Origin of the sequence: Arthrobacter sp. lap29 (assembly GCF_032458965.1) — a bacterium.
Taxonomy (GTDB): domain Bacteria; phylum Actinomycetota; class Actinomycetes; order Actinomycetales; family Micrococcaceae; genus Specibacter; species Specibacter psychrochitiniphilus.
The window spans coordinates 484,648-509,117 of record NZ_JAUCEK010000002.1; the positions used below are offsets into that span (position 1 = coordinate 484,648).

24 protein-coding genes, 1 pseudogene and 1 riboswitch are annotated in these 24,470 nt (G+C 59.1%); of the genes and pseudogenes, 14 read left to right on the forward strand and 11 right to left on the reverse strand.

Features of this window, described 5'->3' with window-relative positions:
• Window positions 1-8 precede the first annotated feature (8 nt).
• Window positions 9-2,135, reverse strand: a complete 2,127-nt coding sequence (gene tkt, locus RY113_RS05300) for a transketolase (RefSeq protein ID WP_315913773.1) — start codon at window positions 2,133-2,135, stop codon at window positions 9-11.
• Window positions 2,136-2,552: 417 nt separating this feature from the next.
• On the opposite strand from tkt, the gene RY113_RS05305 reads away from it, so the two are divergent.
• Window positions 2,553-3,524: a heme o synthase gene (locus RY113_RS05305; RefSeq protein ID WP_110106998.1), complete on the forward strand. Its 972-nt coding sequence runs from the start codon at window positions 2,553-2,555 to the stop codon at window positions 3,522-3,524.
• Between the two features lie 341 nt (window positions 3,525-3,865).
• On the opposite strand, the gene RY113_RS05310 is transcribed toward RY113_RS05305, so the two are convergent.
• From RY113_RS05310 to RY113_RS05320, 3 genes are read right to left on the reverse strand one after another with little or no spacing between them, the layout of a single operon-like run.
• A complete protein-coding gene (locus tag RY113_RS05310) occupies window positions 3,866-4,819 on the reverse strand; it encodes a COX15/CtaA family protein (RefSeq protein WP_315913774.1) in 954 nt (317 codons plus the stop codon).
• A gap of 14 nt (window positions 4,820-4,833) precedes the next feature.
• The gene (locus RY113_RS05315; RefSeq protein ID WP_110106940.1) at window positions 4,834-5,604 is read right to left on the reverse strand and encodes an ABC transporter permease; all 771 of its coding nucleotides are present in this window, start codon (window positions 5,602-5,604) and stop codon (window positions 4,834-4,836) included.
• On the reverse strand, window positions 5,601-6,605 hold the full coding sequence (locus RY113_RS05320; RefSeq protein WP_315913775.1) for an ABC transporter ATP-binding protein: 1,005 nt from the start codon (window positions 6,603-6,605) through the stop codon (window positions 5,601-5,603). The genes RY113_RS05315 and RY113_RS05320 overlap by 4 nt, the downstream gene beginning before the upstream one ends.
• 164 nt (window positions 6,606-6,769) lie before the next feature.
• Between RY113_RS05320 and RY113_RS05325 the strand changes: the two genes are divergently transcribed.
• The 6 genes from RY113_RS05325 to RY113_RS05350 are packed head-to-tail and all read left to right on the forward strand — an operon-like array spanning window position 6,770 to window position 11,884.
• Complete coding sequence (locus RY113_RS05325) at window positions 6,770-7,543, forward strand: helix-turn-helix domain-containing protein (protein ID WP_315913776.1); 774 nt, start codon at window positions 6,770-6,772, stop codon at window positions 7,541-7,543.
• A complete protein-coding gene (gene sufB, locus RY113_RS05330) occupies window positions 7,543-9,018 on the forward strand; it encodes a Fe-S cluster assembly protein SufB (protein WP_110106938.1) in 1,476 nt (491 codons plus the stop codon). The genes RY113_RS05325 and sufB overlap by 1 nt, the downstream gene beginning before the upstream one ends.
• Entirely contained in the window at window positions 9,019-10,332 is a 1,314-nt protein-coding gene (sufD, locus tag RY113_RS05335; protein ID WP_110106937.1) for a Fe-S cluster assembly protein SufD, read from the forward strand.
• Complete coding sequence (locus tag RY113_RS05340; protein WP_110106936.1) at window positions 10,329-10,685, forward strand: non-heme iron oxygenase ferredoxin subunit; 357 nt, start codon at window positions 10,329-10,331, stop codon at window positions 10,683-10,685. Before sufD ends, RY113_RS05340 begins: the two co-directional genes overlap by 4 nt.
• Window positions 10,686-10,730: 45 nt before the next feature.
• Window positions 10,731-11,498, forward strand: a complete 768-nt coding sequence (sufC, locus tag RY113_RS05345) for a Fe-S cluster assembly ATPase SufC (RefSeq protein WP_110106935.1) — start codon at window positions 10,731-10,733, stop codon at window positions 11,496-11,498.
• A 35-nt stretch (window positions 11,499-11,533) separates the two neighbouring features.
• Window positions 11,534-11,884, forward strand: a complete 351-nt coding sequence (locus RY113_RS05350; protein WP_110106934.1) for a metal-sulfur cluster assembly factor — start codon at window positions 11,534-11,536, stop codon at window positions 11,882-11,884.
• Between the two features lie 121 nt (window positions 11,885-12,005).
• Here RY113_RS05350 and RY113_RS05355 read toward each other — a convergent pair whose 3' ends face one another.
• Window positions 12,006-12,920: a neutral zinc metallopeptidase gene (locus tag RY113_RS05355; protein ID WP_110106933.1), complete on the reverse strand. Its 915-nt coding sequence runs from the start codon at window positions 12,918-12,920 to the stop codon at window positions 12,006-12,008.
• Window positions 12,921-13,023: 103 nt separating this feature from the next.
• Window positions 13,024-13,100: riboswitch (Fluoride riboswitch) on the forward strand.
• Window positions 13,101-13,116: 16 nt separating this feature from the next.
• Between RY113_RS05355 and RY113_RS05360 the strand changes: the two genes are divergently transcribed.
• Genes RY113_RS05360 through crcB form a run of 5 tightly spaced genes read left to right on the forward strand, consistent with a single transcriptional unit; the run spans window position 13,117 to window position 16,676 of the window.
• Complete coding sequence (locus RY113_RS05360; RefSeq protein ID WP_315913777.1) at window positions 13,117-13,872, forward strand: 2,3-diphosphoglycerate-dependent phosphoglycerate mutase; 756 nt, start codon at window positions 13,117-13,119, stop codon at window positions 13,870-13,872.
• Window positions 13,873-13,926: 54 nt separating this feature from the next.
• Complete coding sequence (gene eno, locus RY113_RS05365) at window positions 13,927-15,222, forward strand: phosphopyruvate hydratase (RefSeq protein WP_315913778.1); 1,296 nt, start codon at window positions 13,927-13,929, stop codon at window positions 15,220-15,222.
• Window positions 15,215-15,769: a universal stress protein gene (locus RY113_RS05370; RefSeq protein WP_315913779.1), complete on the forward strand. Its 555-nt coding sequence runs from the start codon at window positions 15,215-15,217 to the stop codon at window positions 15,767-15,769. Before eno ends, RY113_RS05370 begins: the two co-directional genes overlap by 8 nt.
• A 38-nt stretch (window positions 15,770-15,807) precedes the next feature.
• Window positions 15,808-16,314: a CrcB family protein gene (locus RY113_RS05375; RefSeq protein ID WP_179442413.1), complete on the forward strand. Its 507-nt coding sequence runs from the start codon at window positions 15,808-15,810 to the stop codon at window positions 16,312-16,314.
• The gene (gene crcB, locus RY113_RS05380) at window positions 16,311-16,676 is read left to right on the forward strand and encodes a fluoride efflux transporter CrcB (protein ID WP_315913780.1); all 366 of its coding nucleotides are present in this window, start codon (window positions 16,311-16,313) and stop codon (window positions 16,674-16,676) included. The genes RY113_RS05375 and crcB overlap by 4 nt, the downstream gene beginning before the upstream one ends.
• A gap of 376 nt (window positions 16,677-17,052) precedes the next feature.
• On the opposite strand, the pseudogene RY113_RS05385 reads toward crcB, so the two are convergent.
• Both RY113_RS05385 and RY113_RS05390 read right to left on the reverse strand, forming a co-directional pair.
• Window positions 17,053-19,016, reverse strand: a pseudogene (locus RY113_RS05385) (heavy metal translocating P-type ATPase).
• A gap of 10 nt (window positions 19,017-19,026) precedes the next feature.
• A complete protein-coding gene (locus RY113_RS05390) occupies window positions 19,027-19,386 on the reverse strand; it encodes a helix-turn-helix transcriptional regulator (RefSeq protein ID WP_110106927.1) in 360 nt (119 codons plus the stop codon).
• A gap of 361 nt (window positions 19,387-19,747) precedes the next feature.
• Between RY113_RS05390 and RY113_RS05395 the strand changes: the two genes are divergently transcribed.
• Window positions 19,748-20,404: an SDR family NAD(P)-dependent oxidoreductase gene (locus tag RY113_RS05395; RefSeq protein WP_315913781.1), complete on the forward strand. Its 657-nt coding sequence runs from the start codon at window positions 19,748-19,750 to the stop codon at window positions 20,402-20,404.
• A 1-nt stretch (window position 20,405) separates the two neighbouring features.
• On the opposite strand, the gene RY113_RS05400 is transcribed toward RY113_RS05395, so the two are convergent.
• The 3 genes from RY113_RS05400 to RY113_RS05410 are packed head-to-tail and all read right to left on the reverse strand — an operon-like array spanning window position 20,406 to window position 23,010.
• Window positions 20,406-21,266, reverse strand: coding sequence for a metal ABC transporter permease (locus RY113_RS05400; RefSeq protein WP_211315147.1), 861 nt, complete (start codon window positions 21,264-21,266; stop codon window positions 20,406-20,408).
• A 41-nt stretch (window positions 21,267-21,307) separates the two neighbouring features.
• Complete coding sequence (locus RY113_RS05405) at window positions 21,308-22,051, reverse strand: metal ABC transporter ATP-binding protein (protein WP_315913782.1); 744 nt, start codon at window positions 22,049-22,051, stop codon at window positions 21,308-21,310.
• Window positions 22,048-23,010 carry a metal ABC transporter substrate-binding protein gene (locus tag RY113_RS05410; protein WP_315913783.1) on the reverse strand — a complete coding sequence of 321 codons (963 nt, stop codon included), beginning with the start codon at window positions 23,008-23,010 and terminating at the stop codon, window positions 22,048-22,050. The genes RY113_RS05405 and RY113_RS05410 overlap by 4 nt, the downstream gene beginning before the upstream one ends.
• A gap of 244 nt (window positions 23,011-23,254) precedes the next feature.
• Here RY113_RS05410 and RY113_RS05415 point away from each other — a divergent pair, with 244 nt between their 5' ends.
• The gene (locus RY113_RS05415; RefSeq protein ID WP_110106921.1) at window positions 23,255-24,187 is read left to right on the forward strand and encodes a DUF808 domain-containing protein; all 933 of its coding nucleotides are present in this window, start codon (window positions 23,255-23,257) and stop codon (window positions 24,185-24,187) included.
• 40 nt (window positions 24,188-24,227) lie between these two features.
• Here RY113_RS05415 and RY113_RS05420 read toward each other — a convergent pair whose 3' ends face one another.
• A complete protein-coding gene (locus RY113_RS05420; RefSeq protein WP_170120990.1) occupies window positions 24,228-24,404 on the reverse strand; it encodes a hypothetical protein in 177 nt (58 codons plus the stop codon).
• Between the last annotated feature and the right edge of the window lie 66 nt (window positions 24,405-24,470).

Below are 24,470 nucleotides of genomic sequence, written 5' to 3' on the forward strand. Positions count from 1 at the left end.
TTCGCCGCTTAGGCGCTGGCCGCAGCGATGGAGTCCTTGGCAGCAGCCGTGACTGCTTCCGTAGTGATGCCGAACTTCTCAAACAAAACCTTGTAATCAGCGGAGGCGCCGAAGTGTTCCAGAGAGATGGAGCGGCCAGCATCGCCAACAAATTCACGCCAGCCAAGAGCAAGGCCGGCTTCAACAGAGACACGAGCCTTGACACCGGCAGGCAGAACTGAATCCCGGTATTCGGGGCTCTGAGCCTTGAACCACTCCACACATGGCATGGAGACAACGCGGGCAGCAATGCCCTGCGCAGCCAAAGCCTCACGGGCCTCAACGGCCAGCTGGACCTCGGAACCCGTAGCGATCAAGATGACCGCAGGGGTAACCACGGCGCCGTTGGACACTGCTTCGGCCAGGACGTAGCCGCCCTTGGCCACTAGATCCGCAGAGGCGAAATCGGTGGCAGTGGCTGCTCCCGTGCCGCGCACGTAGGTGGGGATGTTCTGGCGAGTCAACACAATACCGGCAGGGTTCTCCGTGGTCTCCAAGATCTTCTTCCAGGAGGCCGAGACCTCGTTGGAGTCACCGGGGCGCACCACATCCAGGCCCGGGATGGCGCGCAAGCTCGAGAGCTGCTCCACAGGCTGGTGGGTGGGGCCGTCCTCGCCCAGGCCAATGGAATCGTGCGTCCAGACATAAATGGACGGTACCCCCATGAGGGCTGAGAGGCGGATGGCCGGGCGCTGGTAGTCGCTGAAGATCAAGAACGTACCGGAGAAGGCACGGGTGGGCCCGCTCAGGTGGATGCCGTTCACAATAGAGGCGGCAGCGTGCTCACGGATACCAAAGTGCAAAACACGGCCGTAGGGGCCACCGGACCAGGTCTCGGTCTGCTTGGAGGCGGGCACAAAAGAGCCGGTGCCTTCAATGGTGGTGTTGTTCGAACCTGCCAGGTCACAGGAACCACCCCAGAGCTCGGGGAGGACACCGCCAATGGCGTTCAAGACCTTGCCGGAGGCTGCACGGGTTGAAACATCCTTGCCGCCTTCAAAGACCGGCAGGTTTTCTTCCCAGCCGGCCGGCAGTTCCTTCTTTTCAATGCGTTCGAGCAGGGCAGCATTCTCCGGGTTTGCCTCGGCCCAGGCAGTGAAGCTGGTGTTCCACTCTTCGTGGGTGGCAGCGCCCCGCTCGAGCAACTGGCGGGTGTGATCCAAGACGGCGGGTTCCACAGCGAAGTGCTGTTCGGGATCAAAGCCCAGAGCTTCCTTGACGGCAGCAACTTCGGCTGCGCCCAGAGCGGAGCCGTGGATGGCTCCCGTGTTCTGCTTCTTGGGGGCCGGGTAGCCGATGATGGTGCGCAGTGAGATCAGTGAGGGCTTGGTTGTCTCTGCCTTCGCTGCTGCCAGGGCGCCATGCAATTCTGCAACGTCTTCTACGTATTCACCGGTCTTGGTCCAGTCCACCCGCTGGACATGCCAGCCGTAGGCCTCGTAGCGCTTGAGTACATCTTCGGAGTAGGCGATGTTGGTGTCATCTTCAATGGAGATGTGGTTGGAATCGTACACAACAACCATGTTGCCCAGTTCCTGGTGGCCGGCAAGGCTGGACGCTTCGCTCGTGACGCCTTCTTGGAGATCACCATCAGAGGCAATAACCCACACAGTGTGGTCGAAGGGGCTGGTGCCGGGGGCTGCTTCGGGATCGAGCATGCCGCGCATACGGCGCTGCGAGTAGGCGAAGCCCACTGCTGATGCCAGGCCCTGGCCCAACGGTCCGGTGGTGATTTCCACGCCGGCCGTGTGCTTGTATTCGGGGTGCCCGGGGGTCAAGGAACCCCAGGTACGCAGGGCTTCTAAGTCAGAGAGCTCCAGACCGTAACCGGAGAGGAACAGCTGTACATACAGTGTCAGCGAGGTGTGACCGGGGGAAAGAATGAAGCGGTCGCGGCCAATCCAATCGGGGTTCTTGGGATCAATCCGCATGACCTTTTGGAAGAGCAAGTATGCTGCAGGGGCCAAAGACATGGCCGTTCCGGGGTGGCCGTTGCCGACCTTCTCTACGGCGTCAGCGGCCAAAATGCGTGCGGTGTCCACTGCGCGCTGGTCGGTGGCGGTCCATGTGAACGTTGGCAAATCCAGATTTGACACTGACAGGTCCCTCTCGTTAGGGGCATAAATAGGGCAGGTACGGTCCAAGCCGTCCGGTCGGTCAACCGAAGTTTTCCGGCCCTCTCTGGCAGGTCCGCCCTGCGTCATCGCATTAAAGTAATTCCCAGCTTAGTCCTATGGGTGGTTCAGACCACTATAAATTCCAAGCCGTCAGGATTTTCTAAAGCTACACGATATAGCGGCGGGGGGTGTGATTCATTTTCACATGTTGCGAGAACGCGGCGTAAACTTGGACATTCGCTATTTTCACGCTGCACCCGCTCAAGCGGCTATGATTGAGCAAAGGTTAAACGCGCCCGCGGCTTCTACGCGCGCAGGCACGGTGCCACCGTTGATAAGTCGGTGCACTAACTGCCGGTCAGGATTCGCCGGCACAGATACAACAATGAAAACATGGTGACATTTCTCGTGAGTGCGACACATACCCCAACAACGCAGGCTTCGGCCAAAGTTGCGGTGAGCTTTTCGGACAAGGCCAAGGGGTATGTGGCGCTGACCAAGCCCCGGGTTGTGGAGCTTCTTCTGGTCACAACCCTGCCCACCATGTTTTATGCGCAGGGCTTTTCCGGCCAGGGCGGGGTTCCCGGCCTGTGGCTTATGGTCGCCACCATGGTGGGCGGTGCACTGGCTGCCGGTGCTGCCGGTGCCTTCAACTGCTACATTGACCGCGACATTGACAAGGTGATGAACCGAACCTCCAAGCGCCCCCTCGTGACGGGTGTCATCACCCCGCGTGAAGCGCTCATTTTCTCCTGGATTTTGACGGTTGTTGCTGTGGCGATGTTGTGGAGCGTCAACCCGCTCACCGGTATGTTGGGGATCGGTGCCATCTTCGTGTACGTGGTGGTCTACTCCCTCATCCTCAAGCGCCGCACCTCCCAGAATATTGTTTGGGGTGGGGCTGCCGGATGCTTCCCCGTCCTTATTGCGTGGGCGGCCGTGACTAACTCCGTGCAGTGGCCGGCCATCATCTTGTTCATGGTCATTTTCCTCTGGACCCCGCCGCATTACTGGCCCTTGTCTATGCGGTACAGCGACGATTACAACGCCGTCAACGTGCCCATGCTCGGTGCCGTGGCGGGGTCACGCACGGTGGCCGTCCAGGTAGTTCTCTACACCTGGGCCATGGTGGCGTGTTCGCTGCTCATGATTCCACTCGGTGGCGCAGGAATTGTCTACACCGTTGCGGCTCTGGGAGCCGGCGCCTGGTTCTTGTACGAGGCCCACACCCTCTACAGCAACTCGAAGAAGGACCTCGTCACCAAGAAGAATGCCATGAAGGTTTTTCACGTTTCTATCAGCTACTTGACGCTGCTGTTCCTGTCCCTGGCAGTAGATCCCTTTGTTGGTTCCGCACTCATGCGCTAAGTGACACTGGTCCTTTTACGCACGTCTTCACACGCACGTACATATAACGGCCGGCGCCTCCCACTAGGGAGGCTCCGGCCGTTATTGCTTAAGCACTGCCGCGCACGGGAACTGGTCGGATCACACGCACGCGGTGAGCGTGGCTCGCGCCCAACACCGCTCGAGAGTCCTGCCGCTACAACCCAGGCCTGGCAGGGTAGTGGCGGCCTAGGTGACCTAAGCGGTCAAGGCGTGTGACTGTGCCGAAGGGAGCACAAAAGAGGCCGGCCACCTCAAGGAGAAGGTGCCGGCCGCCGTCGTGCATGGCTGGTTAAGAAGGTGCAGGGGTGGCGCAGTGAGGCCTAGGCCGCCACAGAATTCTTGCCTCGGCGCAGTGCCACGTCCACCATGTTGGTGGCAACGCTGAGCATGAGGGAGGCGCCCAACATGTGGACAATCACGAGCAGGATCGGGATGCCTGTGAAGTACTGCCAGTAGCCAATGAAGCCTTGGAAAAGTACCGAGACGAACAACAGCAGGGCCGCATTGCGCACAACACTGTCCTTGCCGTTGCGCCACAGAAGGATGACCAGCACAAGGGCAGTTGCCACGAGAACATAGACGGGGACAGCGTGCAGGCGCGTGACAAAGTAGCCGTTGAGTTCCATGCGCGGTGACGTGGAATCGCCCGAGTGCGGACCGGAGCCGGTGACCAGGGTGCCCAGGATTACGGCAAGGTAGCTGGCGATGGCGGCAATAACGCTGAGCTGACGGACCAGCGGCCGGGCGCGCGCAATGGTAGTAGGCCCCGTAACACCGGTTCGCCCGTAGCATCTGTTGACAAGCAGCATGGAGACCACAACGAGCGCGGCCGAGACCAGGAAGTGCAGGCTCACCACGTAGGGATTCAGGCCTGTCAGCACGGTGATACCACCAATGATGGCCTGGGCGGGGATGACGGCCAGCAGGCCAAACGCCAGCCAAAACAGGTCCTTGCGCTCCTTGCGCAGATTCCACAGCATGATCAGCAGGACCAGCCCCACAGCGGCCAGGGCGAAAGTCAGCGTGCGGTTCACGAACTCGATGAGGCCGTGAATGCCCATTTCCGCCGTATTGGTCAAGGAATCAGCCGTGCATTTGGGCCAGGTGGGGCAGCCCAGGCCGGAGCCTGTGACTCGGACAACGCCGCCCGAGACAATCAGGATGCCTTGGCCAATCAGGGATGCCACGCTTAGCCGCTTGATGGCGGGCGTGACTGTGCTCGGCAGCTTTTGGGTAAAGTTGCGCAGGGCTGTTACGGTGCTGCTTTGACTCACTTCAGTGACGCCTTTCAATTCCATTTGAACCATTTGACGGCGGCAATGGCGGCTGCCACACCCCATGCCAACAAAACAAGGAGCCCCCACAGATCGAGGCGGCTTTCAATCAGTGCCGCACGCATTAAATTGCCCAGGGCTCCTGAGGGCAGCCACTGCACAATTCCATCAAGAGAGCTGGAGAACTTTGCCGCGGGCAGTACAATCCCGCCAAGGGCGGCAAACAATATCCACCCGAGGTTGGTGATGGCCAGAGTCGCCTCGGGGCGCACGGTGCCGGCGATCAGTAGACCCAAGGCAGTGAACGCGGCTGCGCCTAGGATCAACAGGGGGATGCCCAGCAGCACACCTATCAGGGGCGGACGCCAGCCCATGAATGCGGCGACCGCTGAAATGAGAACCACCTGCAGGGCCAGCGAAACGAGCACGGCAATGACTTTGCCGGCAATGAGCCCGCCCTTGCCCAGCGGTGTTGTGGACATGAACCGCAGCACACCGTAGCGCCGATCAAAGCCCGTGGCGATGCCCTGGCCGGTGAAGGCTGTGGACAAGGCGCAGAGCGCAAGGATGCCGGGTGCGGCGATGGCAACGCGAGGGTGGCCCATGCCATCGAGCAGGGGAGTGAACACCAAGGCTAAGAGCCCGAGCAGGGGCATCACCACCATGAGGACCAGCTGTTCGCCGTTGCGCAGCATGGTGCCGGCCTCGTACCTGCCCTGGTTCAGGATTCGCCTAGCTAGTGTGGCGGGTTGTGCCGGAGCGGCATTGTGGAAAAGCGTGCTCATGAAATTCCCATGGTCTGCGGGTTGGTTTCGGAGAAGGCGGGGGCCTGTGGCATGGATCCCTCGGAGATGGCCAAAAAGACGTCTTCAAGGGATTGGGAGGCCAGGTGTACGGAGGTCGGCATGACGTCCAGACGCTGACACCAAGAACCAAAACGGGCCAGATCTGATGGCTCCAACTGGCCGGAGAGGACATAGCTGCCGGGACGGGTCTCGGTGCATTCCAGTTGCGGCCGTAGCAGTGCAGTCACATCCAGGCGTGGTGACGCCTCAAAGGTCATGGCGCGGTGTCTCAGTGATTCCGTGGAGGTTTGAAGTAGTTCCTGGACGGTTCCGCTGGCTACTGATTCACCCTTGTCTACGATGTAAACGTAGTCGGCGAGGCGTTGCGCATCATCAAGGAGGTGCGTGGTGAGAATAATGGCTTTACCTGCATCGCGCAGCTCGCGGATCAGCTCAAAGACCATGATGCGTGAGGCAGGGTCAAGGCCCGCGCTGGGCTCATCCAAAAACAAGACCTCAGGGTTCCCCAGGAGGCTGGCGGCGAGAGCCACGCGTTGCTTCTGGCCGCCGGACAGGCGGCGGATGGAGGTGTCGGCAAACTCACTAATCCCGAGCCGGTCCACCAGTGCATCAACTGGGAGCGGGGTCGCGTAGAGGCCAGCCACATGATGCAGCAAGGCGACGGGCCGGGCGGCAGGTGGCAGTCCGCCGTCTTGGAGCATCACACCAACTCTGGCGCGTAGTCCGGCGTCGGCCGTTTCAGGGTCCTGGCCTAGGAGGGAAATCTGGCCTCCGGTCCGTGTTTGCAGGCCCTGTGCACATTCAATCGTGGTGGTTTTTCCGGCACCATTTGCGCCGAGTAATGCCGTTACCTGACCAAAGTGGGCCGTGAGGCTAATATTGGAAACTACGCGCTTCATCCGGCCATCTAATGCGGGTACGGGCCCAACGTCTTTGATAAGCCCGCGGATGATCAGGGCAGGGTTTAGTGTCTTTCTCACGCGGCCATTGTACGCGAAGCAATTGGGAGCTTTGCCGGGAGCGTTGATTTTCCGCACCGTGGAACCCGCCGTGGGTAGGCTCACCTTAGTGGCAGTGACTCCTCAATTACGGCATACTTGTCTTATCTAATGGTGTGCGAAATATCGACTGCGTGGAGGTGTCAATGAATCAGCCAGTAACGCGTGGGCTTGCGCCCGGCGCCGAACCTGATGAACGTACCCGAGACCGTGTCATGACTGCCGTCCTGGAACAAGGTCCTGTCAGCGCAGCCCAATTGGGTGCCGTCTTGGGACTGACGCCCGCAGCCGTTCGCCGGCACCTGGATACCTTGACTCGTGAAGGACTCATAGAGGTCAAGCTGGTCAGCAACGCAAAAAGCGGTGCCGGCCGTCCTGCCCGCCGCTATGTTGTCTCACGGCGTGGCCAGACAGAGATCGGTGAGGATTATCTGCAGATTGCCGCACAGGCACTCAATGAGATCTCCGAGCTTCGGGGTGACGCAGGTGTAGTGGATTTTGCTCAACGTCGCTTTGCCCGCATGGAGGCGAAGTACCAACCGCTCGTAGATGCTGCTGGCATGGACGTAGCCGCACGCTCCAAGGCCTTGGCGGCGGCGCTGAACGCGGATCGCTTCGTTGCCACCTCAAACTCGCTCAACAGCGGAAGCGCCATGGCAGCGGAGCAGTTGTGCCAGGGGCATTGCCCCATTCAGGAACTTGCCAGTTCCTTTCCTCAATTTTGCGATGCCGAGACCGAGGTTTTCTCCCGGTTGATTGGCGTCGACGTGCGCAGGCTCTCCACTATGGCAAGTGGGGGGCACGTGTGCACTACACATGTGCCAACGGGGCGGGCAGTGGTCCGCAAACTAGCGGTCATACCTGCCGGCATGAAAAGCCCCGTGGACTCAATTTCCAAACATCAGCAAGAAAGGCCGTGATGACGGATCAATTAGCGCAGGATGTAAGCGCTCATGGTGACGTGGTGGATGCCACCAACCACGACATCCTCGAAAGAAACCCCGAACTGGATGGTTTGGGAAATTACGCGTTCGGCTGGTCCGACAAAAACGAGGCCAGCGATAACGCACGCCGCGGCCTCAGCGAAGAAGTCGTTCGTGATATCTCGGCCAAGAAGGGCGAACCAGCATGGATGCTGGATATGCGCCTGAAGGGTTTGAAGTACTTTGATCGCAAGCCCATGCCCACCTGGGGTGCAGACCTCTCCGGCATTGACTTCGATAACATCAAGTACTTTGTGCGCTCCACGGAGAAGCAGGCTGGCAGCTGGGAAGAGCTCCCCGAGGACATCCGGAACACCTACGAGAAGCTGGGTATCCCGGAAGCCGAGCGCAACCGCTTGGTGGGTGGCGTCACCGCCCAGTACGAGTCCGAGGTTGTGTACCACCAGATCCGCGAGGACCTAGAGGAGCAGGGCGTCATCTTCACCGACACCGACACTGCCCTGCGGGAACACCCGGAGATTTTCCAGGAGTACTTTGGCACCATGATCCCTGTGGGCGATAACAAGTTCGCCTCATTGAACACGGCAGTCTGGTCCGGCGGTTCCTTCGTTTACGTCCCCAAGGGCGTTCGCGTGGAAATCCCGCTGCAGGCGTACTTCCGTATCAACACCGAGAACATGGGCCAGTTTGAGCGCACGCTCATCATTGCCGATGAAGACAGCTACGTGCACTACATCGAAGGCTGCACGGCACCGATCTACACCTCGGATTCCCTGCACTCGGCCGTTGTCGAGATCGTGGTCAAGAAGAACGCCCGCGTTCGCTACACCACCATCCAGAACTGGTCCAACAACGTGTACAACCTGGTCACCAAGCGGGCCATTGCACACGAAGGCGCCACCATGGAATGGGTTGATGGCAACATCGGCTCTAAGGTCACCATGAAGTACCCGGCTGTTTACTTGGTGGGCGAGCATGCCAAGGGCGAGACGCTCTCGGTTGCGTTTGCCGGCGAAGGCCAGCACCAGGACACCGGCTCCAAGATGGTTCACATTGCGCCTAACACGCAGTCCTCCATCATCTCCAAGTCGGTCGCCCGTGGCGGTGGCCGCGCAGCTTACCGTGGCCTGGTCCAGATCCGCGAGGGTGCACACCACTCGGCCAACACGGTTCGCTGTGATGCCCTGCTGGTTGATAACTACTCCCGCTCGGACACCTACCCCTATGTTGACGTTCGTGAAGACGAAGTCTCCATGGGTCACGAAGCCACCGTGTCCAAGGTCAGCGAAGAGCAGTTGTTCTACCTGCAGTCCCGCGGCATGCCCGAGGACGAGGCCATGGCCATGATTGTGCGCGGCTTCATCGAGCCGATCGCCAAGGAACTCCCCATGGAATACGCGCTTGAACTGAACCGCCTGATCGAACTGCAGATGGAAGGGGCCGTCGGTTAAATGACCGAGCTCACAGAAGAAAAGACAACCGGCGAAGTATGGACGCAGGGCTTCATCAAGGGCATGACCGAAGAAGGCGAAAGCCTCTCCGAGATCAACCCTGAAAGTGGCCCCCTGGGCGGCGCCGCTGCCAAGGCCCACAGCCACGGTGGCGACAGTCATGGCGGAGGAGTCGGCGTTCCCGATTCCTCTCGCGCAGGCCGCCTGACCTCCTACAAGCTGGCCGACTTCCCCGTCATCACGGGTCGAGAAGAAGAATGGCGCTTCACCCCGCTCAAGCGCATGCGCGGACTTGATCGTGTTGGCGTCAAGGGCCAAGAACTTAACGGTCCCGCCCCGCTGGTAGAAGTCAACAAGCCAGACGGCGTCACGGTTGAGACCGTGGGCCGCGAGGACTCACGCATCGGTTCCGCAGGCATCCCCGAGGACCGCGTTGCCGCGGCCGCGTGGGAAAACTTTGCCGAAGCTACCGTTGTCACCTTGCCTGCTGAATTTGTTGGCAATTCCGAGAACGTCACCACCTTGACCCTGACGGGCCAGGGCGAGATTCCCGCAGCCTCACATATTGTGGTTCACGCCAAGAAGTTCGCCACGGGTGTTGTTGTCCTTGACCACCGCGGCACCGCAGTGCTCTCGGAGAACGTGGAGATCCTTGTCGAAGATGGTGCCAACTTGACTGTTGTCAGCATCCAGGATTGGAACGACGACGCCGTGCACGCCAGCGCTCAGCACATCAAGGTGGGCCGCGATGCGAAAGTCAAGCACGTGGTCATCAACCTCGGCGGCAATTTGCTGCGCACCACCCCAGCCGCGCGCTACAGCGGCACCGGTGCCGAGGTAGAAATGTACGGCCTCTACTTCGCTGATGCGGGTCAGCACTTGGAACAGCGCCTCTTTGTGGATCACTCCACCAAGAACTGCAAGTCACGCGTTACCTATAAGGGTGCCCTGCAGGGCGAGAATGCTCACGCCGTATGGATTGGCGACGTGCTGATCCGCAAGCAGGCTGAAGGTACTGACACCTATGAGATGAACCGTAACCTGATTCTGACCAAGGGCGCCCGTGCGGATTCCGTGCCCAACCTGGAAATCGAGACAGGCATGATCGAGGGTGCCGGACACGCAAGTGCCACGGGACGCTTTGATGATGAGCAGCTGTTCTACCTGCAGGCTCGTGGCATTGACGAGGAATCGGCCCGCCGTCTGGTGGTCCGTGGCTTCCTGAACGAGGTCATCCAACAGATCAAGGTGCCGGCTCTTGAAGAGCGCCTGCGCGAGACCGTTGAACGTGAACTTGAGGCGACCGCACTGTGAGTGATTCCTCCGCGCCCGCCGGCGTCATTGTCTGCAAGGACAGTGATGTAGAGGTGAAGTCCGCCTTCTTAGTTGAGGTGGACGATTACCCCATCGCCATTGTGCGTGACTCCTATGGGGAGCTTCATGCCATCGGGGACACCTGCTCACACGCAGAGATATCCCTCAGCGAAGGCGACGTGGAGGAGCGCACCATTGAATGCTGGGCGCATGGCAGCTCTTTCGACCTAACATCAGGTCAACCGCTGACCTTGCCCGCATTCGAGCCCGTGCCTGTCTTTTCATTGACCGTTCATGGTGACGACGTCTATGTGGACGTCACCAACATTCTTAATGGTGTCAGCACGCAGTAGCGTCGCTCGCCCACAGATACAAAAATTCTTAGGAGAAAATAGAGTATGTCTACTCTGGAAATCAAGGACCTGCACGTCAGTATTGAGACCGAGCAGGGCGTCAAGGCCATCCTCAAGGGTGTCAGCCTGACCATCAACACCGGTGAAACACATGCCATCATGGGCCCCAACGGCTCAGGCAAGTCCACCCTTGCGGCAACCATTGCCGGGCACCCCCGCTACACCGTTGACAGCGGCTCCATCACCCTCGACGGCGAAGATGTTCTTCAGATGAGTGTTGACCAGCGTGCCCGTGCCGGACTGTTCCTGGCCATGCAGTACCCCGTGGAAATCCCCGGCGTCACCATGACCAACTTCCTACGCACCGCCAAGACGGCAATCGACGGCGAAGCTCCCAAGCTGCGCACCTGGACCAAGGACGTCAAGGCTGCCATGGCGAAACTGCGCATCGAGCCTGAGTTCGCCGAGCGCAACGTCAATGAAGGCTTCTCCGGTGGCGAGAAGAAGCGTCACGAAATTCTCCAGCTCGAACTCTTGCACCCCAAGTTCGCAATCCTTGATGAGACCGACTCAGGCCTTGACGTTGATGCGCTGAAGATTGTCTCCGAGGGTGTCAACCGCTCCATCGAAACCGGCGGTTTGGGCACTGTGCTCATCACTCACTACACCCGGATCCTGCGCTACATCAAGCCGGACTTCGTTCACGTTTTCGTTGACGGTGCCATCGCCGAGCAGGGCGGCCCCGAGCTTGCCGACCGCTTGGAAGAAGAAGGCTACGACCGCTACCAGGTTGCAGAGACGGCTTCGGCTTAATCGCCGGCTACTCCACCGACCGTTAGGATGGAATCATGACTGACATCAGCGAAACAAGCGCAGCCCCGGTTGCTGGCCAAACCGCTCTCGAGGACATCGAGGAGGCGCTCATGGACGTTATTGACCCCGAACTGGGTGTCAATATTGTGGATCTGGGCCTGCTCTATGGCCTGCGTTACGGCGACGATGGTGCCGTGCTGTTGGACATGACGCTCACCACGGCGGCGTGCCCCTTGCAGGACGTCATCGAGGAGCAGGTGGAGAACTCCCTCAGCCCCATCGTTGACGAATGGCGCATCAACTGGGTGTGGATGCCGCCGTGGGGTCCGGAACGGATCACAGACGACGGTCGCGACCAGATGCGTGCCCTGGGCTTCAACATCTAGTCACCACATAAGACGCGCGCTACAGTTCCCTCGCGGGCAGTAAGATTTCTTCGGTCGCTAAGCGACCTTTGAAATCCATCCCCGCTCCGGGAATCGTAGCGCGCGTCTGCAGTTAATGCGGCTATACCTTCGGCACTGAGAACGTATCGCAGGCTGCCATATCGGTACTTTGGTAGCCCTTGTACAGCCACTTTTGGCGCTGCTCGCTGGAGCCGTGGGTCCATGATTCCGGATTGGTTCGCCCGGTGGCGGCCTTCTGAATCCGGTCATCCCCAACAGAGGACGCTGCCGAAAGAGCATCGTTGAGATCGTTTTGAGTCAGCGGCTTCAAGAAGGGTTGGTTGCTGCCAGGGGCGGGTTGGGATGAGGCATAACGCATCCAGATGCCGGCGTAGCAATCTGCTTGCAGTTCGGTGCGGACTGCTGCGGATTGTGAGCCCTTGGGGCCCTGTTGGGCCTTGCCAATGGTGCCTGTCAGGTTCTGTATGTGGTGACCAAATTCGTGGGCAACCACATACTCCTGAGCAAGCGGCCCGCCCGAGGAGCCGAATTGGGTTTCCAACTGGGCAAAGAAGTCCGGGTCAAAGTAGGCGTTGTTGTCGCCGGGGCAGTAGAACGGACCCACGGCTGAGCTGGCCGCGCCGCACGCAGTGCTGACGCTTCCGCTGAAGATCACTGTCTTGGGAAGGGAATAGCCCACCCCATACTGGTCCAGGTAACCGGGCCAGAAGCTATTGAGCGAATTGGCTGTGCCAAGAATCCTGCAGTCAAGGCGCTCATTGGCGTCCTGACCTGTTCGGCAACTCTCCAATGCGGACCCATTGGACGCTTCGATGGCTGGCTGGTTGCCTGTATCACCTATCAACGCCGTGAGCAGATCAGGGTTTATTCCCAGCAGCGCACCGATCAACACCACAATGCCACCGCCTAGACCCAAGCCCACCTTTGCGCCTCGGCCCTTACCTGCGGTGCTGCCGCGGCCGCGCCTATCTTCACCTTGCGAGGGGTCTAGCCGCGCACCTTCGTTGAAAGTCATGGACCCAGAATACCGGCTCCACTCTGACTTTCTGTAGCAGCTCCGCGGGCATCTCTGCTGGACCAACGCGGAGGCTGGCGTTAGTTGCGGCAAAAAAGGTAGAGTCTAAAGTGGTGATGGATCCCGCCGGAGCGCAGCTGCAGCTCGAACCGCCGTCTGGCTGATGGTTCCTACCTTAGATAAAGGTAGGTGGGCTATGCCCAATGTCGGCACCCTTGTTATTCTTCGTCATGGAGAAAGCACCCTCAATGCACAGGGTCGCTTTACGGGCCTACTTGATCCCGTATTGACACCGCGTGGCCGTGAGGAAGTCCGCCATGCTGGGGAAACCCTCACCGACTTAGGATTTATCCCTCAAATAATTTTCTCTTCCACCATGAGCCGTGCTGTGGAGAGTGCCAATCTTGTTAACGCTCTGCTCACGGCAGGCACCGTGCCTGTGTTGAGGGCGTGGGAGCTCAACGAACGTAACTACGGATCCTTGACCGGGCGGAGCAGAACAGAATTACTGCGTAAGTTCGGCCCCGAGGTCCTCCACCAGTGGCGCAGGTCAATGCATCAGGCGCCTCCGCCCATGACGGGCTGGCAACTAGAGTCCATCAGGGCCAGCCCGGCATTGGCTACTATGCCAGCAAGCACCATTTTGAAAACAGAGTCCCTAGATGCTGTGGTCACACGCGTCCGGGGCCTCTGGAGCAAAATCCTGAGGCCTGCGTTGGTGTCCGGTTCCAACGTTTTGGTGATTGGGCACGGCAATTCACTGCGCGCCCTGTGCATGCTCATCGATTCCCTGAGTGAGGATGAAGTTGAGCGGCTAAATCTACCTACAGGGCAACCCTTGCACTACAGCTTTCAGCCCGGTTGCGTGCCATGCCCTCGGGGTGGGATTTATCTTAACCCCGGCGCAGCAGCCCACGCAGCGAGCGTACTGGCCATGGACGGAGGCACGTGAAAACAGGATTCTTACAATCCTTGCCAACCCCCACCGCGCACGGGAGTAATCACCATGACTGAGTTATCTTTCACCGACGTCCACGCACTGCAGATCCTCGATTCACGCGGCTACCCAACACTGCGCGTCACCCTCACATCTAAGGATGGAACCATTGCCACGGCCTCGGCACCTTCCGGGGCATCCACCGGCGCCCATGAGGCTCTGGAACTGCGCGACGGCGGCCAAGCCTACTCCGGGCGCGGGGTTAGTAAAGCCGTGGACGGTATCAATGCTGAGATTCGCCAGCTGTTGCTTTCCCAGTCCTGGAGTGCCCAACGGGGTATGGATGAGGCTCTGTGCGATTTGGATGGGACGGCGGAGAAGTCCCGGTTAGGAGCTAACGCCGTGGTTGCGGTCTCCATGGCCAGCGCACGGGCCTTTGCAGCTCACTCCCGCCATCCACTGCACGCATGGATTGCACACACTTTGGGAAAGGCGGAACGCCTCCCTGTCCCTCATTTTAACGTCCTCAACGGGGGAGCCCATGCCGCCAACCCGCTGGCTTTCCAAGAATTCATGATCGCCCCCACCGGTGCCCCCACGTTGGCTGAGGGTATCCGGTGGGGCACGGAAATCTACCATGCACTAAGTGCAACACTGCGGCGCAAGGGCCTCTCCACGGGGCTGGGGGATGAGGGTGGTTATGCCCCTGAAATATCGCGGCCTGAAGAAGCCCTGGATTTGATCACGGCCGCCATAGTCGATGCAGGCTACACTCTGGGTCTCGAGGGTGTCTCAATCGCCCTGGATCCGGCTGCAAACTACTTCTACCATGACGGCACGTACGCGTTCAACGGGCGCAGCTTCACACCTACACAAATGACTGGGTACTACCAGAAGCTGATCACGGACTACCCTATTCGCAGCCTAGAAGACCCGCTTGCTGAGGATGATCCACACGGGTGGCCGGAACTAACCGCGGCTCTGGGGCAGCGGGTGCAAGTTGTTGGAGATGACCTGTTCGTCACCAATCCTGACAGGGTCCGCGAGGGTATCAGCACCGTCGCAGCTAACGCCGTCTTAATCAAACCCAACCAAATCGGCACCGTGACCGAAACCCTTGACACGCTCAGCGTTGCCGATCGGGGCGGCTTTTCCGCCATGGTTTCACACCGGTCCGGGGAGACAGAGGATACCTTTGTGGCAGATCTGGCCGTAGGCGCCGGCTGTGGACAACTCAAATCCGGGGCGCCGGCCCGGGGGGAGCGAGTAGCCAAATACAACCGGCTCCTGGAAATCGCTGATGCAAGCCCTACGATGCCCTACGGGCTCGTCCTGACGGAAAGTGGAAGGACTCGAGATGCGTGATCACCAAAAGAAGGTTGAAGAATTGGCAGCGGCTGCGTCCAGAACTGCGTTGAAGGGGCCCATTCTCGTGGGTGTGGTGCCAGGGCAGCCACTGATCGTGATCCGGCAAGCTGCGGATCTGGCGTACAGTCTAGGCGTAGAACTCGTGTTTGCTTACGTGGATGTCACCCGGTATTTGGTCCAGGACAATGACGGAACAGGTAGTAGATCGGCGCCGATCGATCCGGATGGGGTAGATGAACCGGACGACGTCGAAGGTACGGCCAGCTCAATCCGGGAAGTAATCGCCATGGAGCTGGGATCTGACGAGGTGAAATGGACCTTTGTGAGTCTTGCTGGGGAGCCTGCCCGGTCTCTGGGGCGTCTCGCCGCGGACGTCTTTGCCTGCCTCATTGTTGTGGGAACGCGTGAGCGCGGGGTGGGTGCACGTTTGGAGCAACTTCTCGTAGGATCGGTTGCTGTGCATCTAACCCACCGTCAGCTCCGTCCTGTGTTGGTGATTCCGCTGGATCCGCACGCCGCAAGGGATGCTTCTCAATGGCACTAGCAAGATCGGAAAACATGGAACCAGAGTCACTCCCGGGGATGGATAGCCTCCCAGTTGACAGCGATGTTGACACTCCTGGTCCGCGGCACCGTTCAATTCATCTTCACCCGGGATTCGTAGTGCTTGTCATGCTGGGGGGATGTTTCGGTGCTTTGGCCAGATACGGTCTCAGCATTACTCTTCCTGTCCCTGGCGGTTGGCCGCTGCCGACCTTGTTGATTAATGTATGCGGTGCTTTTGCCTTGGGTGCGTTGCTTGAGGGACTGTCCCGGCGCGGTCCAGACCTAGGCTGGTCACGGTTTGTGCGGCTCTTGGTGGGAACAGGGTTCATGGGCGCTTTTACCACTTACAGCACCCTGGCCGTAGACGCCATGCACCTTTTCGACGCCGACAGACCGGTGGCAGCACTGACATACGTGGCCCTCAGTATTGTCGGTGGTGTTGCGGCTGCGCTGTTCGGTATCTGGGTGGGCGCAAAGTATCATCGCTTCGTTGCTGCTAGAAACCGTAGGGTCTTGGCCATTACCGGAAAGGAAAGCAAATGACAGTGCTTTTGCTTGCCCTGGCTGGGGGTGTTGGCGCCGGTCTTAGGTTTATTGTTGACGGGCTGGTCAGGGCTCGGGCTCGCACCGCTTTGCCAGTGGGAACCATACTGATCAACGTCAGTGGATCGCTGTGTCTGGGATTGTTGACTGGTCTGGTTGCTGGACATTACACCGATTCGAGCTGGGGACTAGTTCTGGGGGTTGGCCTGCTGGGCGGCTACACAACGTTCAGCACAGCCAGCTTTGAAACGGTCAGGCTTATCCAGTCCAGACGGACGTGGTTTGCGGTGGTCAATTCCTTGGGAACTGTGATGGCCTGTGTGCTCGCCGCGACGGCGGGATTTGCACTGACGCTCTTATAAGGGATCGTGTCCCTGGTATGAGGCGCTGGCGTCCTAACACTCATCAGCTGGCATTTTCTTTTCATGAGCGTCGCCTTTGAGTGCACAACACAAAACAGCATGACGAAAGTTCAGCTCTTTGACCGTGCCCGCAGTATTGATGAGGCCTCCCGTTTTAGTTCTTGGGCATAGGTGCCATGCTGGCCAGTGAGGATACCCGAACCACGTGGACAAGGATCGCGGAGAACCTTTTAGTCTCAGACGGCTAGGAGGTCTCCAGCTGCCACCTGATCTATTCCCGCAGTGCCTAGCTCGAGCCTGCGCCAATAAGGCCGAGTATTATGCCAGGGTTCCCACAATCCACGGTGGCAAAACACCTGTCAGCAAGCGATGGCGATCACGCCCCGGACGGGGTGAGCAGCTTTTGGGTCCCCAGTGCAGGCAGTACAGCGCGGTCTTTCGCTGCCCTGAGCCCGTTGAGAATCACCACTACTTCGGCCAGTTCGTGAACTAGTACTACGCCGGCCAGGCCCAGCACTCCAAAGAGAGCCAAAGGGAACAGAATAATGATGAGGGATAGGGCTAGTGCAATGTTGGCCGTCATGATGCGCCGTCCGCGGCGGGCATGGGCCAGCGCTTGGGGGATCAGCCGCAGATCTGTCCCCGTGAAGGCTACCGCAGCGGTTTCGATCGCAGCAGCCGAGCCGGTGGCGCCCATAGCAATCCCCACATCAGCGGCTGCCAAGGCGGGGGCATCGTTGATGCCGTCACCGATCATTGCTGTCCGGTAGCGGGTGGAGTAGGCCTCCAGAGCGTAGGCCTTATCTGCCGGGAGCTGTTCGGCCAGATACTCACTAATACCCGCCTGGCTGGCTAACGCCTGAGCGGTCCGGGTATTATCACCTGTCAGCATCACGGTACTGACCCCTTGGGCGTTGAGCTCGGCAATGGCGGTAGCGGCTTCAGGCTTGAGTTCGTCGCGGATGCCGATCAGCCCCGCCGGGGATCCGGCGATTTCCACAACAATGACTGTCATGCCCTCGGATTCGAGCCGCCTGCACGCCGCGGCCAACGCCCCGGGCGCCACCCAGCGAGGGCTGCCAATTCTGGCCGGGACCCCCTCAAGATTTCCGCGGATCCCTTCTCCGGGGGTCTCAAAAATGTCAGTGGCTGGCGGAGGTGTGGGTGTTTCGGCAAGAATGGCTGCTGCCAGTGGGTGGGTGCTGTGCATTTCTAGCGCGGATGCCACGGCGAGAACTCTGCTGCGATCAGTACCAGGTACCGTCTCCACCGCAACAACTTCGGGCATGTTGCGTGTCAGAGTGCCTGTTTTATCGAACGCCACCAGCTTCACGGCACCGAGCTGTTCAAAAGCCTCGCCGGATTTTATCACCACCCCAAAACGGCTGGCCGCACCAATGGCTGAAATTACTGTCACCGGCACGGCAATGGCCAGAGCGCACGGGGATGCCGCGACTAGGACAACCAAGGCACGTTCAATCCAGATACTCGGTTCGCCCAACAGGGAGCCAAGCAGTGCCACCAACCCGGCCACAATCAAGACCACGGGGATCATGGGGCGGGCAATGCGGTCCGCGATCCGGGCACGCTCGCCCTTCCGGGCTTGTGCATTTTCCACGAGCCGCACAATTGTTGTTAGGGAATTCTCATACCCGTCCGCACTCGCTTCCAGTTCCAGGCTGCCACTGCCATTGATTGCTCCGGCAGGCACTGCTTCTCCAGGTGCAACCTCTACAGGAATTGACTCGCCCGTGATGGCGGACGTGTCCAGGCTGGATCTTCCGGAGGTGACCACTGCATCAGTTGCCACCCGCTCTCCTGGGCGAACAACCAGTCGATCCAACACGCGGATCTCGCGGGCGGGAATGACCACCTGCCCCGAACTGCGTGAAATGGTTGCCGTTTCGGGGACTAGGGACAGCAGAGAACGTAGCCCGTGGCGGGCACTATCCAGAGCTCGGTCTTCCAAGGCTTCAGCGATGGAGAAGAGGAACGCCCGCGCAGCAGCCGCCGCATTGCCCCGGGGATAAATGTAGAGGCGCCCAATACTAGGCTGCCTGCCAGAACAACAGTATTAGCGGGCTTGTTTCCCGCCCACTCCAAGCCATAGCCCATGCCAAGCAGGAGCCCGGCGGAGATCGGGACTAGAAGGTGAACGTCCTGCCACCAAGGCGTGAATGCCTCAGGGGCTTCCCCGGTGTCGCGGGGCAACTCCTGTGATCCCAGAAGAGCTGCTGATGCGGTGGCGGCCTTAGGGTGCGCACTTCCCGAAGCAACGTTGCGCACTGTGGCATTCCCCCGAGTGTCAGGTTCCTCAGATCCGCAACATTCCCGGCTCATGCCTGAACCCTCATGCCTGAACCTCGGTGCCGCAACACAGCGGAACAACGCAATTCACTTCAAGACATCCCTGCCCGTCGTCTATTGCCAACACCACATCCACCAGAGCAACCAATGCCCGAGTGAGGTGCTCATCAGCAATCTCATACCTTGTTTGCCGTCCCTCCGGCACAGCAGCAACAAGGCCGCACCCGCGCAAGCAACTCAAGTGATTCGAGACATTGGAGCGGGTCAGGCCCAAATCCACGGCAAGCTGCCCCGGATATCCTGGGCCTTCGATCAGGCTCGTCAGGATACGTGAGCGGGTTGGATCCGACATGGCGCGGCCCAAACGGTTCATGATATCAACACGGGAAGCAATAGTCAGCATACGCTGACTATACAGCAGAAGCTGACATATACCTTTGGCGAGGTGCGCTAAGACGCGTGATGGAATCTCATGTGCCCAAAAATGATGGCGTGGTTATTGACAAAAATTTCAACCGCCAGATGAAAATTCTCACGCTCAAGAAGGGAATAGGGCCTAGGGTTCCTGCGGGCCCGGGCCGGAAGTCAAACTATCTGCCGATAGGGGCCAACGGGCTCCAAAACAAGTACTTTTGCAGTGATACATTGAAAATTCAGTCCCTCCACGCGAATGACTCGGAATGCCTGCCCACGCCTTGAACGTCTTTAGTTCCATTCCGTTGGTTATCAACTCGTCACGGGCATATCAAATGAAAGCAGCAGAAATGAACAAGAAGTTTGTGGCCATCATGGGTTCCGGTCCGGGCGTAAGCGCCGGCGTGGCCAGGAAGTTTGGTGCCAACGGCTTCACGGTGATCCTGCTGGCGAGGAACCTGCAGTCACTACAGCTTCGCGTTTCGGAGCTCAAGAATGCAGGTATCGAAGCCCACGGCATCGTGGCTGATGCCAGCGACGCGCAGAGTCTGAAAACGGCGTTCGCCCGCATCCACGCCGAACACGGAATCTTGGATGCCTTGGTCTACAACGCCGGAGCCAACACCATTGCCAACCCCACCGTTCTTGACCCCTCGGATTTGGCCCGGGATTTTTCGATCAATGTGGTGGGGGCGCTGAGCTGCGCCCAGCTGGTGGCTCCGTCCATGATTGAACGTGGAACAGGGTCCATCCTTTTCACGGGAGGATTGCTAGCTCTAAATCCTGTTGCATCCAGGGCATCGGCCTCCATGAGCAAGGCCGGGCTCCGCAACCTGACCTTCACCTTGGGCGATGAGCTCGCCACGCAGGGTATCAGGGTTGGAACGGTGACCATAGGTGGCGCCGTTCAGCCAGGGACCTTCTTCGATCCCGATTTGATTGCCGAAGCCTACTGGGACTTGCACACCGGAAGGTCAACAGGAGAGATTCTGTATGTGAAGCCCTGAGTTAGCCAGCTAGAGTGTGCGTTCTTGCGGGCTGTTCGGGTGCGGATGCAGCCTTCCTCCGCCGGGCGGCGGCTAGCCGGGTGGCTACTAGGCCATGGCGCGGGCTAAACAGGTAGACCAGCGTAAAAGCCGCGCCCTGGACCAACACCACCATTCCGCCGGAGGCTGCATCCAGGTAGTAGCTCGCGTAGAGTCCGACGACGGCGCACGCGGCTGAGATGGTCGGCGCAAGAACCAGCATCCTCCCGAATCGGTCCGTGAGCAAGTAGGCGGTGGCGCCCGGAATGATCAACATGGCAACTACCAGCACCACGCCCACGGCTTGCAACGCCACTACTGAGGTTAGCGCCAGTAGCCCCAGCAGGAAGGCTCCGAGCAGGCGCGGGTTGAGCCCAATTGCGTGGGCGTGGGTTGGGTCAAAAGCAAAGAGGGTGAAGTCGCGGTGTTTGAGGATAAGGATAACCAAGGTGATGGTACCGAGCACCAGTACCTGAAAAAGATCCTCGTGGCTCAGACCCAGAAGGTTGCCAAAAATAATGTGGGTGAGATCGCTCTGGCTGGGCGTGACCGAGATCAGGACCAGGCCCAGAGCGAAGAGCGTGGTGAAAACTATGCCGATTGCAGCGTCCTCCTTGACCCTGCTCGTGTCCCTCACGGCCCCGATAAGTCCAACGGCCAGGAACCCGAACAACACCGCACCGACAGCGAAGGGCACCCCGGCTATGTAAGCCAAGACAACTCCGGGAAGGACCGCGTGCGAGACGGCATCGCCCATGAGGGACCAGCCGATGAGAACTAGCCAGCAGGACAGTACGGCGCAGACCACGGCGGCGATTACCGTAACGGCCAGGGCACGTTGCATAAAGACAAAGTCGAAAGGATCCAGTAGGAACTCGAAAATACTCACAGAGCCATCTCGTTTCGGTTCATGACGTCTAAGCCAAAGGCAAGGGCAAGGTTTTCCGGCTGCAGGACCACCGCGGGGTCCCCGTGCATTAGGACGCGTCGCATGATCAACACCGCCTCGTCAGCCAGTTCCGGCAGTGCGTGGAGATCGTGGGTTGAGAGCAGAATGGCGGCCCCATCAGCAGCTAGTTCCTTCAATAGGGCGCAGATGGTGGCTTCTGAGCGCTTGTCGACTCCAGCAAAAGGCTCGTCCAGTAATAGGGTGGTGGCGCCTTGAGCAATGCCCCGTGCCACGAAGGCTCGCTTTCGCTGCCCGCCCGAGAGCTGTCCAATCTGCCGCTGCGCGAAGTCGGAGAGCTCCACGCGGTCCAAGGCCTCTGCCACGGCCAGTTTGTCCTTCTTGTGCGGCCGCCGGGTCATGCCCATATGACCATAGCGGCCCATCATGACTACCTCATGCACAGAGAGCGGGAACTGCCAGTCCACGTCTTCACTTTGGGGGACGTAGCTGATAGCTCCGCTGCGTCTGGCCGCAGCTGGTGAGCCGCCGTCGATGGTGACCGTGCCGGCGTCGGGCTTCACCAGCCCCATAATGGCCTTGAAGAGAGTGGACTTTCCGGAGCCGTTCATGCCCACCAGTCCACAGATTCGGCCCTTGTTCAGACGCAGCGTGGCGCCATCCAGCGCCGGTACGTCTCCGTAGTTGACGGTGACAGAGTCAACATCAATGGCAGCACTCATGGCAACACACCGTTGCTGACACCGGTCAGACCCTCGGTGATGACCTTCGCGTCGTGTCGGATCAAGTCCAAATAGGTGGGTACGGGCCCGTCAGGTTCGGAGAGGGAATCGACGTAGAGCGTGCCACCAAAAACGGCATCGGTGGCCTCGACAACTCGCTCCATGGGCGCGGCGGAGACCGTTGATTCACAAAAGACCGCAGGAACATTGTTGCGGCGCACAAAGTCAATGGCCCCGGTGATTTGCTGTGGCGTGGCTTGCTGTTCTGCGTTGACGGCCCAGATGTACCTTTCACTCAGGCCGGCATCGCGAGCCAAGTAGGAGAAGGCGCCCTCGCAGCTCACCAAGGCCCGCTGGCTGGTGGGCAGTGCCGAGAGATCCCTGATGAGCTGGTCCTGGACGTCTTGCAATTTGTCCTTGTAGGCAGCGCCGTTGGCTTGGTAGTAGGTGCCGTTGGCTGGGTCCAGCTTTGTGAAGGCCTTGACCATGTTCTCCACGTAGACCTGGACGTTGGATGGTGACATCCAGGCATGTGGATTGGGCAGGTCCTTGTACTTGTCCTCGGCAATTTCCATGATCTCTATGCCATCGGAAACCACGGCATGGGGCGCGTCGAGGTCCTGAACGAATTTTTCAAACCATGCCTCCAGGCCCAAGCCGTTATCCAAGATCAGATCTGCCTTGGCTGCCCTGCGGATGTCTCCCGGCGTGGGCTCGTAGCCATGGATTTCCGCCCCCACCTTAGTGATGGATTCCACCGTGAGTTTGTTTCCCGCCACGTTCGCGGCAATGTCGGCCAGGACTGTGAAAGTGGTCAGGACCACCGGGCGGTTCTCGCCATCAACACCCACGTTACTTGATGTGGGGGCACAGGAAGTCAGTGCCAATGCGCACGTGAGGGCCCCGGCTGCCAAGGAAAGCCGCAGGGGGTGCGGAGATCTGAAGTAATTTACTCTCATGCCTAAAGCCTAAGTTAGGCATGCCGAAATAACTAATACAGTATGCCTAAATACTTTGGATCGAGGTATTCCTAGTCACAGTGGACACAAGCCGGTCAAGAGATTTGGCTAACTCGCGGGGACCCGTCCCATCGCACTGAACGCGCTGGGCTGTAAACTTCTGATGGATTTCCCATAGCCCAGGGGAGTCCTTCGACTGGATACGTTCGGTTAGTCAAAAAAATACTACACAAGGAGTTTCGGCATGGCCGGTGGCCTCGTAGCACTTCTGGATGACGTAGCGGCCCTTGTGAAGGTCACGGCCGCTTCCCTTGATGACATTGCCTTGGGAGCTGGTAAGGCCAGCGTTAAGTCACTTGGCGTGGTTGTTGATGATGCTGCGGTCACCCCGCAGTATGTTGAAGGATTATCGCCAAAACGGGAGCTTCCCATTATCTGGAAGATCGCGGTTGGATCCATCCGGAACAAGCTGCTGATTATCTTGCCGGTGGCCTTGCTTCTTTCACAGTTTGCCCCGTGGGCCTTGACACCGATCTTGATGATCGGCGGCGCGTACTTGGTGTTCGAAGGTGCCGAGAAAATTCTTGAAGCCATGGGAGCGATCAAGCCTCATGGCCTAGGTGCAAACGGCGCGGTACGTGAAGAAAAGGCCATTATTGGGGCTGCCGTGCGAACCGATCTGGTGCTCTCCGCGGAAATCATGGTCATCTCATTGAACGAGGTTGCCCACGAGAGCTTCCTGAACCGAACCTTGATTCTCATCTTGATCGCCTTCCTCATGACGGTGGTGGTTTATGGTGTGGTTGGCCTGATTGTGAAGATGGATGACATTGGCCTGCACTTGGCCAAGAAGAGTTCAGCCGTTGCGCAAAAGGTAGGCCGTGGACTGGTCAAGGGGATGCCGATTGTGATGTCCATACTGAGCAAGGTGGGCATTGTTGCCATGCTGTGGGTAGGCGGACACCTGATTTTAGTAGGTATGGATGACTTGGGCTGGCATGCACCCTACGGGTTCGTTCACCACGTGGAGATGCTGGTCCATGATGCCACCGGCTCCGCCGGCGCAGTTCTGGGTTGGCTCGTTAATACGGCGTTCTCCTGCCTCGCCGGCTTCATCATTGGCTCGGTAATTACGGCTGCCGTACAAGGAATTAACAGGCTTCGAAGCAAGCACTAAGTGGCGACGTTGCCTCGATGAGATTCTTCATCAACAATCTTTACCAACGGGACCACTTCGGCTGGCTGATTTTACCTTCATCTAGAACCGTCACGGTACCTGCTCTGACCAACACCTCGGCATGGTGGTGGGAGAGGATGACGGCAAGCAGCGCCGGTACGGTCTTCGGGGGCGAATACCGCAGCAACCCACTTTCATAAAGGTGGAACACAGGCACTTGGACTCTTCAGATGCCCCAGTGGCAGGGCAGCCTTGTGCGACGGTGACTACGTAACCAGCAGTG

What these genes read in the sequence shown, in the direction of transcription:
- RY113_RS05315 (WP_110106940.1), bottom strand. Translation starts at nt 5,604, where the DNA reads ATGAGCACGCTTTTCCACAATGCCGCTCCGGCACAACCCGCCACACTA.
- RY113_RS05325 (WP_315913776.1), top strand. Translation starts at nt 6,770, where the DNA reads ATGAATCAGCCAGTAACGCGTGGGCTTGCGCCCGGCGCCGAACCTGAT.
- sufB (WP_110106938.1), top strand. Translation starts at nt 7,543, where the DNA reads ATGACGGATCAATTAGCGCAGGATGTAAGCGCTCATGGTGACGTGGTG.
- sufD (WP_110106937.1), top strand. Translation starts at nt 9,019, where the DNA reads ATGACCGAGCTCACAGAAGAAAAGACAACCGGCGAAGTATGGACGCAG.
- sufC (WP_110106935.1), top strand. Translation starts at nt 10,731, where the DNA reads ATGTCTACTCTGGAAATCAAGGACCTGCACGTCAGTATTGAGACCGAG.
- RY113_RS05350 (WP_110106934.1), top strand. Translation starts at nt 11,534, where the DNA reads ATGACTGACATCAGCGAAACAAGCGCAGCCCCGGTTGCTGGCCAAACC.
- RY113_RS05355 (WP_110106933.1), bottom strand. Translation starts at nt 12,920, where the DNA reads ATGACTTTCAACGAAGGTGCGCGGCTAGACCCCTCGCAAGGTGAAGAT.
- RY113_RS05360 (WP_315913777.1), top strand. Translation starts at nt 13,117, where the DNA reads ATGCCCAATGTCGGCACCCTTGTTATTCTTCGTCATGGAGAAAGCACC.
- eno (WP_315913778.1), top strand. Translation starts at nt 13,927, where the DNA reads ATGACTGAGTTATCTTTCACCGACGTCCACGCACTGCAGATCCTCGAT.
- RY113_RS05370 (WP_315913779.1), top strand. Translation starts at nt 15,215, where the DNA reads ATGCGTGATCACCAAAAGAAGGTTGAAGAATTGGCAGCGGCTGCGTCC.
- RY113_RS05375 (WP_179442413.1), top strand. Translation starts at nt 15,808, where the DNA reads ATGGATAGCCTCCCAGTTGACAGCGATGTTGACACTCCTGGTCCGCGG.
- crcB (WP_315913780.1), top strand. Translation starts at nt 16,311, where the DNA reads ATGACAGTGCTTTTGCTTGCCCTGGCTGGGGGTGTTGGCGCCGGTCTT.
- RY113_RS05390 (WP_110106927.1), bottom strand. Translation starts at nt 19,386, where the DNA reads ATGCTGACTATTGCTTCCCGTGTTGATATCATGAACCGTTTGGGCCGC.
- RY113_RS05395 (WP_315913781.1), top strand. Translation starts at nt 19,748, where the DNA reads ATGAACAAGAAGTTTGTGGCCATCATGGGTTCCGGTCCGGGCGTAAGC.
- RY113_RS05400 (WP_211315147.1), bottom strand. Translation starts at nt 21,266, where the DNA reads ATGCAACGTGCCCTGGCCGTTACGGTAATCGCCGCCGTGGTCTGCGCC.
- RY113_RS05405 (WP_315913782.1), bottom strand. Translation starts at nt 22,051, where the DNA reads ATGAGTGCTGCCATTGATGTTGACTCTGTCACCGTCAACTACGGAGAC.
- RY113_RS05410 (WP_315913783.1), bottom strand. Translation starts at nt 23,010, where the DNA reads ATGAGAGTAAATTACTTCAGATCTCCGCACCCCCTGCGGCTTTCCTTG.
- RY113_RS05415 (WP_110106921.1), top strand. Translation starts at nt 23,255, where the DNA reads ATGGCCGGTGGCCTCGTAGCACTTCTGGATGACGTAGCGGCCCTTGTG.